At 44.6% G+C, this 18900-nt stretch carries 19 protein-coding genes and 1 tRNA gene; 6 read left to right on the top strand and 14 right to left on the bottom strand.

Annotation, left to right across the window (positions count from 1 at the left end):
• Positions 1–294: 294 nt before the first annotated feature.
• Genes J6I68_RS10470 through J6I68_RS10440 form a run of 7 tightly spaced genes read right to left on the bottom strand, consistent with a single transcriptional unit; the run spans position 295 to position 6771 of the window.
• Positions 295–744 (bottom strand): CvpA family protein, encoded by a 450-nt coding sequence (locus J6I68_RS10470; protein WP_292220171.1) that lies wholly within the window; start codon positions 742–744, stop codon positions 295–297.
• An 8-nt stretch (positions 745–752) separates the two neighbouring features.
• The gene (locus J6I68_RS10465) at positions 753–1979 is read right to left on the bottom strand and encodes a DUF5711 family protein (RefSeq protein ID WP_292220169.1); all 1227 of its coding nucleotides are present in this window, start codon (positions 1977–1979) and stop codon (positions 753–755) included.
• A gap of 22 nt (positions 1980–2001) precedes the next feature.
• Positions 2002–3051 carry an aldose epimerase family protein gene (locus tag J6I68_RS10460; RefSeq protein WP_292220167.1) on the bottom strand — a complete coding sequence of 350 codons (1050 nt, stop codon included), beginning with the start codon at positions 3049–3051 and terminating at the stop codon, positions 2002–2004.
• Between the two features lie 33 nt (positions 3052–3084).
• On the bottom strand, positions 3085–3684 hold the full coding sequence (recR, locus tag J6I68_RS10455; RefSeq protein ID WP_292220165.1) for a recombination mediator RecR: 600 nt from the start codon (positions 3682–3684) through the stop codon (positions 3085–3087).
• Entirely contained in the window at positions 3684–4028 is a 345-nt protein-coding gene (locus J6I68_RS10450; protein ID WP_292220164.1) for a YbaB/EbfC family nucleoid-associated protein, read from the bottom strand. Before J6I68_RS10450 ends, recR begins: the two co-directional genes overlap by 1 nt.
• Positions 4028–5641, bottom strand: coding sequence for a DNA polymerase III subunit gamma/tau (gene dnaX / locus J6I68_RS10445; protein ID WP_292220162.1), 1614 nt, complete (start codon positions 5639–5641; stop codon positions 4028–4030). Before dnaX ends, J6I68_RS10450 begins: the two co-directional genes overlap by 1 nt.
• Positions 5642–5697: 56 nt before the next feature.
• Positions 5698–6771, bottom strand: a complete 1074-nt coding sequence (locus J6I68_RS10440; RefSeq protein WP_292220161.1) for a 6-phosphofructokinase — start codon at positions 6769–6771, stop codon at positions 5698–5700.
• A gap of 152 nt (positions 6772–6923) precedes the next feature.
• On the opposite strand from J6I68_RS10440, the gene J6I68_RS10435 reads away from it, so the two are divergent.
• Positions 6924–7009: transfer RNA gene (locus tag J6I68_RS10435), tRNA-Ser, on the top strand.
• A gap of 49 nt (positions 7010–7058) precedes the next feature.
• On the opposite strand, the gene J6I68_RS10430 is transcribed toward J6I68_RS10435, so the two are convergent.
• The 7 genes from J6I68_RS10430 to J6I68_RS10400 form a co-directional block, all read right to left on the bottom strand.
• Entirely contained in the window at positions 7059–7277 is a 219-nt protein-coding gene (locus J6I68_RS10430) for a hypothetical protein (protein ID WP_292220160.1), read from the bottom strand.
• Positions 7278–7354: 77 nt separating this feature from the next.
• Positions 7355–8056 (bottom strand): LytR/AlgR family response regulator transcription factor, encoded by a 702-nt coding sequence (locus J6I68_RS10425; RefSeq protein WP_292220158.1) that lies wholly within the window; start codon positions 8054–8056, stop codon positions 7355–7357.
• Positions 8057–8077: 21 nt separating this feature from the next.
• On the bottom strand, positions 8078–8824 hold the full coding sequence (locus J6I68_RS10420; protein ID WP_292220156.1) for a DUF6033 family protein: 747 nt from the start codon (positions 8822–8824) through the stop codon (positions 8078–8080).
• 59 nt (positions 8825–8883) lie between these two features.
• Positions 8884–9792, bottom strand: a complete 909-nt coding sequence (locus J6I68_RS10415; RefSeq protein ID WP_292220154.1) for a hypothetical protein — start codon at positions 9790–9792, stop codon at positions 8884–8886.
• A 48-nt stretch (positions 9793–9840) separates the two neighbouring features.
• Positions 9841–10011, bottom strand: coding sequence for a DUF6472 family protein (locus J6I68_RS10410; protein WP_292204869.1), 171 nt, complete (start codon positions 10009–10011; stop codon positions 9841–9843).
• Positions 10008–10340, bottom strand: coding sequence for a cupin domain-containing protein (locus J6I68_RS10405; protein WP_292220152.1), 333 nt, complete (start codon positions 10338–10340; stop codon positions 10008–10010). The genes J6I68_RS10410 and J6I68_RS10405 overlap by 4 nt, the downstream gene beginning before the upstream one ends.
• A 22-nt stretch (positions 10341–10362) precedes the next feature.
• The gene (locus tag J6I68_RS10400; RefSeq protein WP_292220150.1) at positions 10363–11964 is read right to left on the bottom strand and encodes an ASKHA domain-containing protein; all 1602 of its coding nucleotides are present in this window, start codon (positions 11962–11964) and stop codon (positions 10363–10365) included.
• A 108-nt stretch (positions 11965–12072) separates the two neighbouring features.
• Here J6I68_RS10400 and J6I68_RS10395 point away from each other — a divergent pair, with 108 nt between their 5' ends.
• The 5 genes from J6I68_RS10395 to J6I68_RS10375 are packed head-to-tail and all read left to right on the top strand — an operon-like array spanning position 12073 to position 18721.
• A complete protein-coding gene (locus tag J6I68_RS10395) occupies positions 12073–13263 on the top strand; it encodes an SPFH domain-containing protein (protein WP_292220148.1) in 1191 nt (396 codons plus the stop codon).
• Positions 13264–13284: 21 nt separating this feature from the next.
• Complete coding sequence (locus J6I68_RS10390; RefSeq protein ID WP_292220147.1) at positions 13285–14346, top strand: hypothetical protein; 1062 nt, start codon at positions 13285–13287, stop codon at positions 14344–14346.
• A gap of 23 nt (positions 14347–14369) precedes the next feature.
• Complete coding sequence (locus tag J6I68_RS10385; protein ID WP_292220146.1) at positions 14370–15245, top strand: TPM domain-containing protein; 876 nt, start codon at positions 14370–14372, stop codon at positions 15243–15245.
• Between the two features lie 22 nt (positions 15246–15267).
• Complete coding sequence (locus J6I68_RS10380; protein ID WP_292220144.1) at positions 15268–17037, top strand: GGDEF domain-containing protein; 1770 nt, start codon at positions 15268–15270, stop codon at positions 17035–17037.
• Entirely contained in the window at positions 17027–18721 is a 1695-nt protein-coding gene (locus tag J6I68_RS10375; RefSeq protein ID WP_292220143.1) for a GGDEF domain-containing protein, read from the top strand. The genes J6I68_RS10380 and J6I68_RS10375 overlap by 11 nt, the downstream gene beginning before the upstream one ends.
• The last annotated feature ends 179 nt before the right edge of the window (positions 18722–18900 follow it).

The following is an 18900-nucleotide window of genomic DNA, read 5'->3' as shown; positions in this document are numbered from 1 at the left end:
GTTCATCCTGAGCCAGGATCGAACTCTCACGTTTAAATAGTTCAATCTAGCCAGAACAAAAACTAGCTTTCGTTCTGTCCGTTATTACTTTTGGTTTGTTAATTCTGAATAATTCTCTTGGAATTTTTCAGGGTTGCATTACTGTTTATTTGTCAAGGTACTTGTTGCCGCTGTCCTCAGCGACAGCTTATTTAGAATATCATAGGTGTATTTTGCTGTCAACAACTTTTTTCAAATGTTTATAATATTTTTTTAATTTCCTTCAAGATCCAGCATTTCAGGTATTTTTAGCCATCATGGCAACATGGATCTTACGTACTCATATAGCTCTTTTATAAGTGAAGTAACTGGTCCCCAAATATCGAAACCTGTAATATACACAACTATATATACGATGAGATAGGCCTCTATGGCACCAAGAACTGCTCCAAGAAGACGATCCAGGCCTCCAAGAATCGTGATCTCTTTGATATTCCTGACTGCATTCCCAATCGCAGTCATAAGTCCATATACAGCAAACGCCACGATCAAATATCCGATCTTGGGAATAATCTGGCCAAGATTAGCGGTCATCACGTTGCCCGCAATGTTCATTATATAGTAGACAGCAGCGAAGGCCGCAATGACAGCAATAAGGCCTGCTGCTTCAGCAAACAGGCCATTGTTAGTTCCATATGATATTCTCCAGAGAAATAGTACGACAACCACAATGGTTATCACTATCTGAGATATTTCAAAATTCATTCTTTTTCCTATTTAAGATTCATTGTCTGAATGTTTCTGGTTGTTACAAGAAGGAACTTGTTGCGAAGGCTGGTTGGAACCATGGTTCTTACAGGAGTTACAAAATCTCCTTCATACTTCACGTGTCCGTTCATATCCATGACCATGCAGCTATCTTCATTGTAGATGATTATCTGCTGGTTGTTAAAAATGATATCGGAATATTCTATATCAAAATAAGTAGTAAGAATACTCTCACCCTTGTCGCTGTATACCTGAAGCCTGTAAGCTCCATCCGCAGTATTGTTAGGGAATACAACTCCCATATAGCTGTCAGAGAAGTATATGGATTTGATTTCTTCTTCTCCGGTAAAGATCTCCGCCTGGCTCACAGGTTTTTCGCTGCCCTGGTAGAACATTATCCTGTCATCAGACACTGCAAAGCATGAGCTGGTATTCATAAACTGAACGTAAGGAACCACAACCTGAGGATAATCATAGCCGCTGGCGTAGTTGTCAATCGAGTTTTGTCCAACTGATCCAAAGTTAAAGAAAGCCACACTGCTTTTTAAACTTCCCTCTTCAGGGTAGAGGTAGGATACGCAAAGAAGCTCTCCATTTGGTGAGATGCTGACTGAAATTGGGTATCCTGAATCCTTCATGGTAGTCTTGAAGTTAGCAAGGGTGTTACCCTGGGCATCATATAGGTAGATCCATGTGACATCTGTTCCATCGAGAACTGCTGCCACAACTCCCTGGGAGGATACACAGAAGTCTCTTATAGGAAGGTTGGTATCAACCTCTCCCATGGATCCACTGGTCCCATTTACATAAATATTATGTCCGTTGTAATCGCCAATAGCCACCACGTGATCGCAGGTTCTTGCAATAGGTGTCTGCATCTCATAGGTCTGATTCCACAAAACCTTACCAGAAGCATCGATACAGCTGACACCGTCTTTACTGTACTGAATAATGTATCCGCCAACACTGATAACCTTGGAATCCTGGCCATTGGTAATGGCTTCACCATCAGTTACTACAGCTTCTGAATATTCCTTGTCTCTCCAGCTGGTGTAGACCACCAGTACAAGAAACACCACCGCTGCAGTTATTCCCAGTGTTCTGAAAACAACTGCCAGCTTGTGGTTTCTGATCTTTTCCTTATAGGAAGGTCCGCTGCCTGTACTGCCCCTACCTGGATCATCTTTATTAAATTTCCCCGCATAGGAGGCAAAATCACGTACTTCAGCCAAGGGCCGACCTCCGAAAAACTAATTATTTAGAGAACTTATAGACTGTGATGTTGTCATATTCTCTGTCTGGACCGTAAACACAGTCAGGGAATCCTGCCTCATTGATAGAGTTTGGATAAACCTGAGTCTCAAGGCAGAAGCCATCTCTTGCCTTGTATGTAGCACCGTCCTTGGCTCCATCTGCCTTCAAGAAGTTTCCAACATAAAGCTGGAATCCAGGAAGGTTTGTGAAGCACTCCATCTTGATGCCTGTCTTTGGAGATGACACGTTGCAGAAGTTCTTAAGATTTTTCCAGTCATATCCATCAATAACATAGTTGTGGTCATAGCCTCCAACAAACTTAAGCTGCTCATCATCTGCATTGACATCCTGGCCAATAGTCTTTTCTTTTCTGAAATCAAAAGGTGTTCCTGTAACATCAGCAATCTCGCCAGTAGGAATAGCCTCGGAGCTGCTTACTGGAGTGTAAGCTGAAGCATTCATCTGCATAGTGTGATCAAGTATGCTTCCAGCGTTGTGACCGCTTAAGTTAAAGTAAACATGGTTGGTCATGTTGATAAGTGTCTTGGCATCACTTGTTGCGTGGTAGTGAAGCTCAAGAGCGTTATCATCTGAAAGAGTATAGGTGAGTTCAAAGACTCTGTTGCCTGAAAAGCCAAGATCCCCATCCTCAGCCTTAAGTGTGAATGTCACAGAGTTTTCACCCTCAGTTGCATCCCATATTCTCTTGTGAAATCCATTATTCATATCGGTGTGAAGATTGTTTGGTCCATCATTGATTGGAAGAATAAACTCTTTTCCATCAATCTCATACCTTGCCTTAGCAATTCTGTTGGCTGTAGGGCCTACAGTTGCTCCGAGGAAACAGTCGTTGTCAAAGTACTTCTTGTAGTCGTCAAAGCCCAGGGCTACGTCTACTCTGTTTCCGTCCTTGTCAGGAACGAAGATGTTCCTGATGGTTGCACCAAAGTTAAGAACCACTGCCTCAACGCCGTTGTCGTTTGAAATGTGATACTCATAGATTGGTGTTTTGTTTTCAAGTTCCCCAAATTGTGCTCTCTTTACTGCCATAACAATACCTCCAATGTGTGCATGTGCCTATACTTAAAGCTCGGTCCTGCCCTCAAGGGCTCTAAGGAGCGTAACTTCATCGATGTATTCCAGATCGCCACCAACCGGAACTCCGCTGGCGATCCTTGTGACCTTGATACCTGTTGGCTTTATGAGCTTACTGATGTACATAGCTGTGGTCTCGCCCTCAAGACTTGAGTTTGTGGCCACGATGACCTCGTCAACGTCATTATTCTGAAGCCTGGTCATGAGCTCTGTAAGTCTTATGTCAGAAGGACCGATACCAAGCATCGGCGAAATTGCTCCATGGAGTACATGATACACTCCATCATACTTGCCGGTCTTCTCATATGCTGCCAAATCCCTCGCATTCTCCACAACCATGATGGTGCGATGGTCTCTGTTTGAGTTGCTGCAGATAGGACAGATATCCTCATCCGTAAGTGTGCAGCACTCTTTGCAGTAATGGACATTTTCCCTTGCATCAGTAATGGAATCAGCCAGTCTTTTTACCCTGTCCTTAGGGAGGTTGATGATGTAAAAAGCCAGCCTCTGGGCAGACTTACCCCCTATTCCCGGAAGGGAGGAAAGCTCATCTATTAAACGGTTGATATGTCCGCTGTAAAGTTCCATCAGAAAGGAAAGCCTCCGCCAAGTCCACCTGTCATCTTGCCTATCATTGCGCCGTTAGCCTCGTCAGCCTGCTTCATAGCCTCGTTAACTGCAGCTACGATCATGTCCTGAAGCATCTCAACATCATCAGGATCAACAGCTTCAGGGGAGATTGTAACGCTCTTTAAAGTCTTGTTACCAAATACAGTTGCCTCAACTGCGCCGCCACCAGCTTTTGCTGTGAACTCTTTTGCCTCAAGCTCCTTCTGGCTCTCCTCCATCTGACGCTGCATTCTCTGCGCCTGCTTCATAAGATTGTTCATGTTGCCTGGCATTCCTCCAGGAAATCCACCACGTTTTGCCATTATAAATTCTCCTTTTCGTCGTCATCCTCAGTAACCACATCAAAGTTGATGCCATCCAAAAGATTAACGTAGTTTTCTTCAAAGTTCTGCGTGGGCTCCAAAAACTTGGCTTCGTACTCCACGTGCTTGCCCACGATCTCATCAATGAATGAAGACAGTTCCGAACCACCTTCACCATGTGAGTATTTATCAACAAGCTGTCTGTTGTCAAATACAATCTGAAGCTTGTCGTTATTTCCAAGGCTCAGCTTTGCTTTTTGCATATAGTTCTTCATGGGACTTGGCATCTGCATAAGGGCCTTTGACCAGCCTGATACCAGTCTCTTTATGTCTTCAGGAACCGCTTTGTCCAGGATCTTTTTCTGGACAGGAGCTGCTGCCTGTGTCTGCATGGCACCTGCTAGTGCAGCCGAAAAACTTATCTGCCCCGACTGGATCTTATCAAGGACCTTACTTGCACTCTCATCGTGCTCTTCAAGGATCCTTAATCTGTCCTCAAAGGAATCCTGTTGCCCCTGATCCATCTGAGGCTTGCAGAGCCTTATCAGTGTTATCTCTATTAAAATCCTCTTCTGGGCTGCATATCTTATGTTAGTTGACAGCTCTGAAAATATCCTGATAAACCTTAGGATCGAGTCAGTGTCTGCCTTGTCCGCCTGCTCTTTTAACACCTTCAGATTGTCAGTGGACATATCCACCACATCCTCCATCTGGTCGGAGGCCTGGATCAGCATCAGGTTTCTTAAGTACCACACAAAGTCGTTGACGAACTGAGTAAGTTCTCTTCCCTGAATGACAACATCAGACAGGATAGTCAGTGCCTCATTGACATTCTGAGTATACAGGGCGGAAAAGAGCTTTGAAAAGACCTCAGTGTCCACAGCTCCCAGCACACCAAGAACCTTATCGTAAGTCAGGACTTCGCCGTAGTTAAAGGCGATGCACTGATCAAGAAGACTTAAGGAATCTCTCATGGAGCCATCAGCAGTCTTGGCAATATAGCGAAGTGCCTTGTCCTCTACCTCAATCCCTTCAGCAGTAACAACCTGGCGGAGCCTGTCCTCGATGGTATCAATGGTGATCCTGTGGAAATCGTATCTCTGACACCTTGAAAGGATAGTTATGGGAATCTTGTGAACCTCAGTGGTTGCAAGAATGAACATAACATATTCAGGGGGCTCCTCGAGGGTTTTTAAGAGCGCATTAAAAGCACCGGTGGAGAGCATATGCACCTCATCGATGATGTAAACCTTCTTTTTTCCTTTTGTAGGGGAATAGGAGACCTCGTCCACGATCTCCCTGACATTGTCAACGCCGTTGTTGGAAGCAGCATCGATCTCAATGACGTTCATACTGTTGCCAGCTGCGATCTCTTTGCACATCTCGCATTCACCGCAAGGACTTCCGTCCACTGGGTGCTCGCAGTTAACCGCCTTGGCTAAAATCTTCGCAACAGAAGTCTTACCTGTTCCACGAGTTCCGCAGAACAGGTAAGCATGTCCAACCCTATCTGATCTAATCTGATTCTTAAGCGTTGTAATTATATGATCCTGGCCCTTGACGTCCTCAAAGACCGGTGGTCTGAATTTCCTGTATAGTGCTACATAACCCATTTAAAAAACTACTCCAACAAAACTATTTGCCTGCGGGATCACTCCATCCCCTTTGATCAATCCCCGAAGCACACTCCCAACATCTTGGCCTCTTTGATGATGCTTGCATCTGGTGATACATATTTGAGCTTGCCTGCGATCTCTGAAAGAGGAACCTTGACGATCTCTCTGTTCTTGTAGGCAACCATGAAGCCGTACTCCTTGTTAAGGATCAGCTGTCCAGCCTCAGCACCAAGCCTTGAAGCGAATACGCGATCGTATGGATCAGGCGCTCCACCCCTCTGCATGTGTCCTGGAACAGTAACTCTTACTTCATGACCGATCTTATTCTGGATCGCCTCAGCTATCTCGTAGGAAACAGATGGGTACTTGTAATTAGCCATCTTCTCCTTGTACTCCTTCTTGGATAGTTTGGCATCCTTCTTGGAGATAGCGCCCTCAGCCACAGCTATGATGGTGAACCTGCTGCCGCGTTCATCTCTTGCCTTGATAGCATCACAGATCTTGCCTATATCGTAAGGGATCTCAGGAATAAGGATAACGTCCGCACCGCCTGCAAGTCCTGCATTAAGTGTGAGCCATCCAACCTTGTGTCCCATTACTTCAATGATGAATACTCTGCCGTGTGAATCAGCTGTTGTGTGGATGTTGTCGATAACTCCGGTTGCCACATCAACCGCACTCTGGAAACCAAAGGTCATATCTGTTCCCCAGAGGTCATTGTCTATTGTCTTGGGAAGAGAAACCACATTAAGTCCCTCCTCAGAAAGGAGATTGGCTGTCTTCTGAGAGCCATTTCCACCAAGAACTACAAGGCAGTCCAACTGAAGCTTGTAATAATTCTGCTTCATTGCCTCTACCTTATCAAGTCCGTTCTCATCAGGTTCCCTTATGGTCTTAAAAGGTGTACGGGAGCTACCAAGAATAGTTCCGCCCTTTGTCAGGATTCCTGAGAAATCCTTGGAAGTAAGCATTCTGAAATCGCCATAAATAAGGCCTTTATAGCCATTCTTAAAGCCGTAGAACTCCACTTCCACGCCGCTGTGCGCAATACACTTAACAACGCCGCGCATTGCTGCATTCAAAGCCTGACAGTCACCACCACTAGTCAACATACCAATTCTCATCATGTGAAAAAGGCCTCCTTTGAATAAACATATTTGTAACTGCACACTACTAGTAATTATACAAAATAAAGAGCCTTGTGCCAAGTAATCCGGTTGACGCTGGAGTATTAAAAAAGTATAATAAAAAACGCTTTGGAGCTATGTCCAAAGCGCTTGGAGACGTATCAAAGTGGTCGTAATGAGGCGCACTCGAAATGCGTTTGTCCTCCGGGGCACGCGGGTTCGAATCCCGCCGTCTCCGCTTTTTGCTCTATCCATCCGGATAGAGCTTTTTTGTTAGCAAAAGAGTTTCATCCACCAAACGGCATACCGCAGACACTGCATACTGCCCTTCCTCCAGAGTATACAATATGCTCAGTTTTTCTTCCGCATTTCGAGCACATATGCGTTTCAGTAGGTGTAGTACCATCCTTACTACCACTATTTCTGCCTCTTGCAGAAGCGCTCTTTCCTCCGCTTACTCCTTCAAGCTCTTTCTCATTCAAAATATTCTTTTCATGACCAAGCATAGTCAAATACCTCCATTTACATTCTCTGTTAATTTATACGAATATCCTGTCTTTTTGGCAAAAGAAATATCCCAGATCTAAAACGTATACTTGAGCACCATCTCGCTGAGCACCCTGTACTTGCCTCTTGGCACCGAAAATTCTTTCCCATCCTCCATGACAACAGATTCCTTGGTGATCTTAAGGACCTTTTTAAGGTTCACTATGCTTTTTACCCCAAGCTCATAAAAGTAGGGCTCATCCAGGTCATTTTTTATTTCCTGCATGGTACTTCGGACAAGATAGCTGTCCTGTCCAACCACTATTCTCTTGTAGTGGTCCTCTGACTCCACGTACATGATATCAGAGCAAAGAACCCTGTGAACCTGTCCGCTGTCCCTGAAGGTGAAGTAGTCGTCAGCTTCATCTGTTTCGCAGACCCTGTCCAGGGCGTCAAAAAAATCTTCCTCAAGAATGGGCTTTTCAAGATAGTGCACTGCGTGGATCCTGAAGGCATCTTTATAAAATGCGTTGGAAGAAGTCATAAAGATTATCTGAGCATCTTCGTTGTTCTTTTTAATTGTCTGGGCCAGTTCGATGCCGTTTATTTTGTCGATGTAGATATCCAGGATGTAGATATCATAAACGGTCTTTTCTATGGCTGCCAAAAGATCTAAGGAGGTATAGAAAATGTCTGCCTTTATTTCGAGGTCCCCACGGCTTTTCCTATATTTCTCCAAAAGCTCCGCCGCCTCAGCAGCAGAGCTTTTTTCATCATCACATATTGCAAGTCTGAACATGCATCCCCCAAAAATTAGTTATCATCCCTTAAAGTCAATGGACTGTCCCACCGTCATCTCCTGGGGCGACAGTACCGAATCTGCCCGGAGAGCGAAGTTGAAGTCATCGATCTTTTTAAAGAGCTCCTCTACTGAATCCGCCATGAGGATCTCTACGTCTTCCTCATCTTCCGGGATTTCATCACTTCCATGGCCCTCCCGGAGCTTTTCAAGCTGCTCTTTTTTTGCTTCCTTCTTGGCCTCTGCCTTCTCAGCAGCCTTCTTTTCAGCTCTCTTTTCCTGGAGCTTTTTGGTCATGTCGGTGTTGCTCTTACTCATGACCGCAAAGAACGAAGCCTTGCCATTGTCGCCAACCTGCATTCCAATGGTCTTGATCCCTGGCTTGGTCTGCATCGCAGCCTGAAGCTGCGGCATCTTGGCCTGAGCCTGGGAAATAAGGCCCTCATATTTAGCCCTGAACTCCTCATCAGTGGCCATTCTCTCGATCTTTTCCTCGTCGATGAGAACCACCATCCTGTTAGGATTGCCAAAGGAGCTGGCGTTCTGTTTTGCATAGTCCTTCATGTCCTTGCTAACAAGAACAAAGTCCATATTGCTGTATTTCTTTTTTAGTTCCTCATAGTACTTGGCACCCTCTTCTGAGAGCTTTGCCTTTCCTATCATCTTGCCATAATTACCGGTTGTCTTAGTGGTTTCTTTTGCAGTTTCCGCCTTGGCTGCTTCATACGCAGACGCTGCACCTGCCATAACATCAGAAATGCTTCCCATGGTTCCCTCCTTATCTCGAGCCCTGCTCGCTGGCATCCTTGCCAAACATAAACCTTACGTTACTCTACCCTATCTCCGGTCTTAGCATCATACACAGACTTTTCTACCACATTGTCTGTATCATATTCAGTTTTGGAGAAGATGATCTGTCCCTTCTTTTTGTCATACTCTGTCTTATATGTATATCGGACATCTTCTTCAATAACTTCACGTTCTCCAACCCAATATGGGCAATTTTTTTCAAAATTATCACCTGACTGGACATCAAGCATTGCATTTGAAACATCAACAGATACTCCAGCATCAGTAAATATCTCATGTTCAAAGTCTGAGTAATCTCCAACCTCAACATCCTCACGGCCTATGGTTGAAAGATATTCCTCAGCATATGATCTCTGCTGCCTTTCAAGCTCGTTCCTGTCGTCGTCCTCTACTGTGATGCATCTGCTCCAGTATTTCTCAGGGAAGTTGTCCTTGATCCAGTCCACAAAATTGTTTCCATCCGGAGCTGGCTCATAGGAAACTGTGTTGTACTCACCCTCTTCGTTGATCATAAGTCTGATGACACATGGGATAGGCCCGTTTCCTGCACAGCATACAAAATTGCCGTCCTCAAACTCATATCTTCCGTAGCAGGTTATGGTATAGCAGATCTGCTCACCCTTGGAGTCATTTCCATCCTTGTCAAGAAGAATGTGTCCTTCACCTGCCACTTCGCCCTGGTCAAAAAACTCCTGATTGTACTCAAGGACTGCAAGCCCTAAAGCGTCATCAAGAGATGTGGGTCTTGCCTCCTCAATAACTTCTTCAGTTGAACTTTCAGTTGGTGCCTCTGCTGGTTCTGCTGCCGGCTCTTCGACAACCGGCTCCTTGGGCTGAGTCTCTTGAGCTGTCTTTTTTCCACAGGCAGCCAAAAGAGATACAGCCATCACTGAAACCATCAGGGCTGCAAATATTTTTTTTCTCATAATATTTCCTCCTCATAACAACTACTCTTTCCTTAATTGTACCATTATTTACATCTGGTGTCTTACAACCTTATATTCATCACCATCCTGATAATAAGGGCACTCACTGGAACTGCCACTCATAAGCCTTCCGTAGTCGTCTTCATCCATGTTCACCATGCAGGTGTAGCACTCCCAGTCTTCGTCATAGGCGTAGTTTGCACAGGTGTCACAGATCATACAAAGTCCTCTCTCATTGGATTGAAGATATCAAGGAGCTTTCCTGCCTCAAGACACTTACAGCCATGAACCACATCGTTCATCTTAAGCATTGTGTCTCCTGCTTCAACCACCTTTTTTACACCATCGATCTCAAACTCAAACTTACCACTTACAATGTAAGTGATCTGGGTGTGTGGATGATGGTGAAGTGCGCCAACTGCTCCCTTTTCAAAGGTATTCTCAACACACATAAGATCCTTGCTGTAAGCAAGTACGCGTCTTACAACGCCGTTTCCCTGATCCTCTGCCTTAACATCCTTATAAAAAACCCATCTCTCGTCTAACATTTTCGCATCCTCCGTTTTGTCTTTAAAAGTTCATTGCTTCAAAGTACTTTTCATCAAATTCATCCAGGGTTGCCAGGTTGATGACCCTGGCGCTTTCTACTATCTCTTTTAGCTCTGCCTTGGCACTTTCTAAGGCAGCCTCGCCATAAAGAGCCTTCCCAGCAAAAGAAATAGCACCCTTTAGGGAAGTATTTCCCACCGGTATTATCTTACCATCAAAATCCTCCGGAAACATCCGGAGATTCTTAACATTGTCCATATCAATATGACTTCCAAATCCGCCTGCAAGATACAGTCTGTCTATGGCATTTCCACTTAAGAGAGTCTCTGCCCCGGTTCTTATTGCAGCTTTGCCAAGCTGGAGGTTCCTGACATCCTGCTGGACTAGCATTATTTTTCCATCCTCTGTAAGAGGAAATCCTCTGTCAAAATATGGATCAGCAAGTAGCCCCGTTTCATCAATAAGCCCTACTCTCACCATCTCAGAAACAAGCTCCAATACTCCTGTTCCGCAAAGACCTATTGGTGCTTTATCACTTATTGTGTCGCAGGTGGCTGTGATCTTACCATCTCTGTCATCAAGCTTTACGTGACAGATTGCCCCAGGAACAGAAGCAACGCCGCAGGATATGCCTCCCGCCTCAAAGACAGGGCCCGCCGCAGTTGAAGTAACCGTGACGTTTCCGCCATCAAACGAAGCCATTTCCCCATTGGTACCCAGGTCCACAAACAGGGCTTTTCCAAGATCCATATTGTTGCTCTTTATATGATATATGCCAGATACTATATCTGCCCCCACAAATGCCGATATTCCAGGCATCCCGGTAAGAATCGCACCTTCAAATCCCTTAAACAGGGTCTCTGCCGGAAGTTCCTTAAGGGTAAGTCCATCCTCCGGAGCAGTATAGGGAAATCTTCCAAGCCAGGATACATCCTTTCCAAAAAGGAGGTTCATCATGGTGGTATTTCCTGCAATTACTATATGCTTAAGACTTCCAACAAGCCTTCCATCTTCTTTTTCAGGCAAAAGAAGCTCATCCATCAGCTTCTCTATATCAGATACCACAATGTCTGACAGCTCTTTTAATGTGCTCACATCATCTGCCGCAGAAATCCTTGATATAACATCGCTTCCATACTTCCTTTGGTGGTTCACGCAGGAAGCCGATCTTAAAACCTCGCTTTTGGAGCCGATACCAGCAACAAGTGACGCAGCTATTGTTGTGGTGCCAAGGTCAACCGCTATGGCAAAGGTCCTTTCAGGATCTTTTGTGGCAAAAGAGCTGTCACTACCTGATACTTCTGTCTCTTCTATTGCCATGTGTTTTTCAGGCTTTATTATCTCTATTTCGCAGTTGTCCCAAATGACAGCCTCGCAAAGTAGTCTTATGCCTTCCTTAAGCTCTTTTTCTGTAAGGAACCTCTCATCAAAGGAATTGGGAGATGGTGCTCCCTCAAGGAACCTTACCCTGCACTTTCCGCACCTTCCATTTCCTCCGCAAGGCCTTTCAGTTTCAAAGCCGTTCTGGTCAAGAAATACCGAAAGGAGCTTACCCTTGGGCGCTTGAAGATCAGTCTTTTTTCCATATTCATTTACGATAATTAGTGCACTATTAGATTTCATACACCATTAGTTTAGCATGAATCACCTACAAAGTAATGGAATTTTGAGCTTAAATGTGCGAAAATAGAAGTTACGAAATATAGTTTTTTAGTATGAAAGGAGATAGTTATGGGGCTTATATCAGCAGCACTTTCAGCAGGCGGTAGTGTACTTTCTGATCAGTGGAGAGATTACTTCTACTGTGAATCACTTGGATCCGAGGTGCTTCTTACTAAAGCTAGAAAGAAACAGGGAAAGGGAAATGACAACATCATTTCCAACGGTTCTATCGTAGCAGTTAACGAAGGACAGTGCATGATCCTCGTAGACCAGGGACAGATTACAGAAATCTGCGCTGAGGCAGGCGAGTTCGTTTATGACACTTCAACAGAGCCTTCTATTTTCTACGGAGATCTTGGAGAAAACATCGTTAATTCATTTAAGGAGTTCTACAAGCGTCTAAGCTTTTCTGGCAGCACAGCCAAGGATCAGCGCGTATACTACATAAACACAAAAGAGATCATTGGCAACAAGTATGGCACAGTTAATCCTGTTCCATTCCGTGTTGTTGACACAAACGTTGGCCTTGACATGGACATCGACATCCGCTGCCACGGCGAATACAGCTATCGCATCGTTGATCCTGTTCTTTTCTACAAGAACATCGTAGGAAACGTAGACGGCGAGTTCAGAAGAGACAAGATCGACTCACAGCTTAAGAGTGAGCTTCTTACAGCTCTTCAGCCAGCATTTGCCAAGATCTCAGAGATGGGAATCCGCTACAGCGCACTTCCAGGACACACAACAGAGATCGCAGATGCCCTCAATGAAATCCTTTCAAAGAAGTGGACAGAGGTTTATGGTATCAAGATCAGCACCTTCGGTGTAAGTTCTGTTAACGCTTCTGAGGAAGATGAAAAGACAATTAAAGAGCTTCAGAGAGCTGGCGCTCTTAAGAATCCTAATATGGCAGCAGCTACACTTGCCAGTGCACAGGCTCAGGCAATGCAGGATGCAGCCAAGAATACAGCAACCGGCCCTATGATGGCATTTGCGGGAATGAACATGGCACAGCAGGCTGGCGGAATGAACGCACAGCAGCTCTTTGCAATGGGAGCTCAGCAGCCTCAGCAGGCAGCTCCACAGATGGCTCCTCAGTCTGCAGGCAACTCCTGGACATGTACCTGCGGCAATGTAAACACAGGCAACTTCTGCCCTAACTGTGGTGCTCAGCGCCCTGCAGCTGGATGGACATGCTCCTGCGGCAATGTAAACACAGGTAATTTCTGCACAAACTGCGGATCACCCAAGCCAAACTGATAACACTCTTTAGAGGATAATATGGCCCTACACGAATATGAATGCCCCGCCTGTGGCGGGGCAATGGAATTTAATCCGGGCACCCAGAAGCTCAAGTGCCCATTTTGTGACTCTGAATTTGATGTAAAGGACTACGTCGCCAATCACAACTCAGATTCCACTGGAGAAAGCGCAGATACCTATGAAACAAATGGAGGAAGCGATGATGCTACTCCAATGTATATTTACAGCTGCGGCTCCTGCGGCGGAGAGATCCTGGCCACAGAATCCCTTGGTTCAATGAAGTGTCCATTCTGCAGCAACAACGTTGTGGCTGCAGAGAAATTTACCGGAGCTTTTAAGCCTGACTACATCATTCCTTTTAAAAAGACAAAAGAGGATGCCATGCAGGCTTATTCAGGTTATGTCAAATCCAAAAAGCTCCTTCCCAAGGTCTTTTTCGAACAGAACCACATAGATGAGATCAAGGGAGTATACGTTCCCTTCTGGCTGTATAATGCTACAGAAAACTACTTTGGCACCTTTGAGGGCACCAAGGTAAGGACCTGGAGCGATTCAAGATACCACTATACTGAGACAAGCTTTTTTGACATCGAAAGATCAGGCGTCCAGGACTTTGAGAATGTACCTGTTGATGGTTCCAAAGAAATGCCAGATGATCTCATGGAATCCATTGAACCCTTCGACCGATCTGAAATGATCCCCTTTAACATGGGCTATCTTGCAGGATTTTTAGCAAACAAATATAACGTCACAGCTGATGAAGACAAGGCCCGCGCTGAGGAGCGTATGGCAGTCAGTGCCAGAAACAATTTCAGAAGTACTATTACCGGTTACAATTCCCTTCGAAATATCTCCGAAAGGATAAACCCATCCAAGGAAAGTACCAAGTACGCTCTTTACCCGGTCTATGTCCTTAACACCACCTGGGATGGCAACAACTACCTCTTTGCCATGAATGGACAGACTGGTAAGTTTGTTGGCAATCTTCCATTTTCAATGAAGCAGGCAGCCAAGTATTACTTCCCCATCGCTGCCGCTTTATCTGTCGTCTTATTTGGCGCAGCGATGCTGTTTTTATAATTTTTTTAGTGATGGAAAACAACATGAATACTATGACTAAGATAAAAAGGGTATTATGTAAGACCTTCCTTTTGATAGGGATTTTTTCTTTTACCCTCACCTTTAAAACATATGCTGCCGAAATATTATGGGACAGCTATGAAATTCCTGCTACCAGACAAAAGCCAAGACTTGTAGATAACGCTGATCTTTTAACAGACAGCGAGGAGTCAGCGCTTTTAACCAGGCTGGATGAAACCAGCGTAAAATGGAGCAGTAACATAGCTATACTTACCGTGAACTCCCACAGCGGTCCTATTGAGGCCTATGCGGATGACTATTTCGACTACAACGGCTTCTGCTCAGAATTTGGTGAGAGCGGCATTCTCTTTATGCTCAGCATGGAAAACAGGGAATGGACCATCTCAACCTCAGGAAGCGCAAAATATGCCTTTACGGACTACGGTCAGGACTATCTGTTTAACGAAATGCGCGGGGATCTTAGCGACGGAGACTACGCAGATGCCTTTAACACCTACGTTGACGTATGTGACAGACTCCTTGATGCCTACTCAAAGGGAACTCCCGTTGATGTGGGCGTAAAGCCTCCCAAGACCACTTCTGATATTCTGGCATACCTTGCAGGAAGCATCGCTTTAGGCCTTGCCCTTGCTCTGATACCAATTCTTAAGATGAAGTCAGACCTTAAGACAGTTAAGATGGCATCCAGTGCAACGAACTACACAGGACGCCTTAGACTCACAACATCTCAGGACCGTTTTGTAAGAAAGACCCTGTCTAAAACTGAGATTCCAAGGGACAATGGTTCAAACGGATCCAGAGGCGGTTTCGGAGGTGGAAGCACTATCCACACCTCAAGTTCAGGACATTCTCACGGAGGTAGCCACGGACATTTCTAACAAAGCAGGAGGATTAACTTCAGTGAACAGTACTGCAGCCACAATCCGCAGAGCTTTCTTAGCAGTAATTGCAATAAGCATTTTGTCATTTGGCTTGTTGCTACTTGGCTCAAAAAAATTTAACGCCCCACAACGTTTTGATCTGATCCAGCTGAATTCCGGCTGGACTATTAGTCGTGGCAATAATACCTGGGAGCTTGACAGTGTAGATGAATCAAATGTTGGTATCGTCAATAATGGCGATACTCTGACACTTTCCAACACCCTTCCTGATATTGAATTATTGCAGCCCACATTGTACTTTCGTACTGTTCTCTCGGACGTGAAGGTATCTGTTGACGGGGAGCTGGTATACACCTTTGGTGATGAATACGTTGCTCTTGAGCATATGCTTCCTAAAATGGAGAACTTTGTACCTCTTCCTCCTGATTATCAGGGCAAAAAAGTCACTGTGGAGATAACTGCCCATGAGGACCGTGCATTTTCAGGCCTGTATCCACTGTATTTTGGTAATTACAATGACATAAAAAACGATCTGATCCAGTCAAATCGTTTCCCTCTTGTAGTTGGCATATATCTGTGCCACCTTGGCTTCATGCTTCTTATACTGGCGCCATTTCTTGCTTTTTCTAAAAACCATGATTTTAGTATCTTCTTTAGCGCAGTGACCTCAATAATGATAGGCATATATATTCTTTGCTACAACGACGTCTTCTGGTATATCTCTGACAACCCTTCTTTCTATACCTTTATTGAGTACTTTTCTCTTTTCTCTATACCGGCAGCAATACTGGGATTTGTTCTGACAGCAGGTCAGGCTCCATTTTTAAAGCTTGGAATACTGCTGTTCCAGTTAAGTGCAGGCTTTGTTATGATCACATCACTTCTGCATTTGTCTAACCGTATGCACATTTGTAATTTTGTATCTATGTTCCATATCTTTTCTTTGGCTGAAGGAATTTTTGTGATCTTCTCCCTAATAAAAATTGCCATAGAAGAATCCCGCACCAAAAATGATCTTCGAGGAAAAACCTCTTCGACCATCATCCTCATTGCTGGACTTATTATTTTTACATTGTGTGCTCTTATCGACATTGTGAAATTTAACATTATGAAATTCTCTGATCAGGGCGAAGTCCATGCTCAGATAAACTTCACGACTCTTGGCGCCCTAGTGTTCATCATGAGTCTCCTTCTTGATTACTTCTACCACTGCATTGAATACATAAGTGAATCCACTGTTAAGGCTGAGCTTGAAGGTCTTGCCTATACTGACACCCTGACAAACCTCTCTAACAGAGCCCGCTGCGAGCAGTACCTTGTAGACCTTACAGGAGACTTCACAATCATAAGCCTTGACCTTGATTACCTTAAATACACCAACGATAACTTCGGCCATGACCAGGGCGACAGGCTCCTTAGTGGCTTTTCTGAAATACTGACAGATTGCTTTACAGACGCATCTCTCCTTGGAAGAATGGGCGGCGATGAATTTATCGTTGTCCTTCCTTTTGTGGCTGAAGAAAGGATCGTAAGGGACTTAAACTGTCTCATTGATCAGCTTGCCTACAGAAACAGTCAGGAAAGCAAACTGCGCTTTTCTGCCTCCTGGGGATATGCCAGCAGCAATGATAAAGAACTTGGCGGTAACCACAGCGCACAGAACGTATACCTTCTTGCAGACAAGCGAATGTATACCATGAAAAACCAGCACCACAAAGAGTCTCTTGGAAGGCTCTACGACGACCTTCTTAATAAGGTGCTCGGAGAAGGAGGTAACGATGATCAATAAGCGTAAGTTACTTCCCTACATAAGTTCACTCATAATAGCCATCTTTGTATCACTGCTCATAAACGTCTGCCTTGTCTGCAACGAAAAATACCCTATTGTCTCTATGGACTGGGGCTATGAGCTTAGTATCAACGGCAGTGTTTATGAAAACGTTGAGCCATACGATGTTTACAAGCATCTTGACAGACTCCTTAAATATGGCGATGTTGTTTCCCTTACAACAACCCTCCCTGATCTTGGCGATATTCCATTCCCTGCCCTGTTGTTCAGAAGCAGGTACTCCGCCATGGAAGTCTATGTGGATGGCAAGGTGATCTACGATTTCGGTCACGAACTTGTAAAGAAAAGACAATTCATCGGCAAGATGTACCACTTCATTCCGCTTCCATCCGATTACGCAGGAAAAGAGCTTACGATCAAGATGATTGCAGGCGAGACAGATGCCTTTTCAAGTCTTGTGGCACCAAAGATCGGAAGTCAGCCAGATCTTGAAAGCCGCTTTATCACTGATCATCGGATGATCATTACCACTGGAATGTTCCTTATTATCTTTGGTATTTTTTTCTCGCTGATCACCATGTTCTTCATAATTAACGTTCCAGATATCAGAAGCTTTTTTGTGGGATCACTGTTCTGTGTGAATTTAGGCTTTTGGATAATGAGTTACTACAACGTTCTGTCACCCTTTATCTACACGCCTTATGAAACCCAGATAGAATATCTGACCCTTTACATGATCGTGCCCTTCTGTTATCTGCTGGTGTACTTTGCCCAGAATATTGAGAAAAAGAACTTCTTCATCACCGTTGCAGGATTGTCCTGCGCAGTTGTATTCGTGCTTTATATACTGCACTTTGGGTTCAACATACACCTAAGAGAGACCATTCTTGTATATCATTTGACAGCTGTTGTAGGATTTTTCGTTATCTCCTACTTCATACTAAGAAATGTCATAAAAAAAGATATCACAGCATCCGGCAAGATCCAGATGTTGGGACTTGTTGCATTTGCGCTGGCTGAACTCATTCATCTTGTCATATATGTCCTTGACAGCAGCCACATCAAAAACAGCTATATCCTTAGTATCGTTGTCATTGACACAGGTTGCCTTGTCTTTGTAATGTGCCAGCTGGCCAACTATATGCTCTTTATCACTGAGTCCTATGCCCAGAAACTTGAACACGCATCACTGTCTCACCTTGCTTACGCAGATGGTCTTACCAATCTGGCAAACAGGGCAAAGACAGATAAAGTCATGAAGGACTTAAACGAAGTAACCACAGATTACTGCATCATCAGTATTGACTTAAATGGGCTTAAAATTGTAAACGACGATTTCGGTCATCCTTCTGGAGACCGCTATATCAGAGACTTTGCCAAGGTCCTCACCACCACCTTCTTTGACGAGGGGCTGTGTGCAAGGATCGGCGGTGATGAATTCGTGGTCATCATAGAAGATGCCATCGGAAAAGACATTGATGCCCTCATTGGCAGGATGAACAGTGCCCTTAACGTAATGAACGCCCTTTACCCCGAGTATCACCGCAGTGTTGCCACGGGCTACGCCTTTAAGCACGAGCTTCCAAATGCCACATCACATGAGGTTTATCTTCTTGCCGACGAGAGAATGTACGAGATGAAGAGAAAGATGCACGAAGAACTGGGCATCCACAATAGATTGTGAGTAGATAGGACCTGGGACAAGACACGGGGACAAGACACGGGGCTGTCGCTTTAGATGATTAAATCATCTGGGCGAGGCCCCTTTTTCTTACCATAAATTGTGGATATGGGAAATGGTTTTTATCGTTATTGTTAAAAATTGAGTACTTTAACAGGCCGATGTGATAATCGGCGCATTGT

Origin of the sequence: Butyrivibrio sp., from assembly GCF_017940685.1 — a bacterium.
Classification (GTDB): Bacteria; Bacillota; Clostridia; order Lachnospirales; family Lachnospiraceae; genus Butyrivibrio.
The sequence above is the reverse complement of the archived record's forward strand: the minus strand, read 5'-3'. Positions and strand labels throughout refer to the sequence as shown.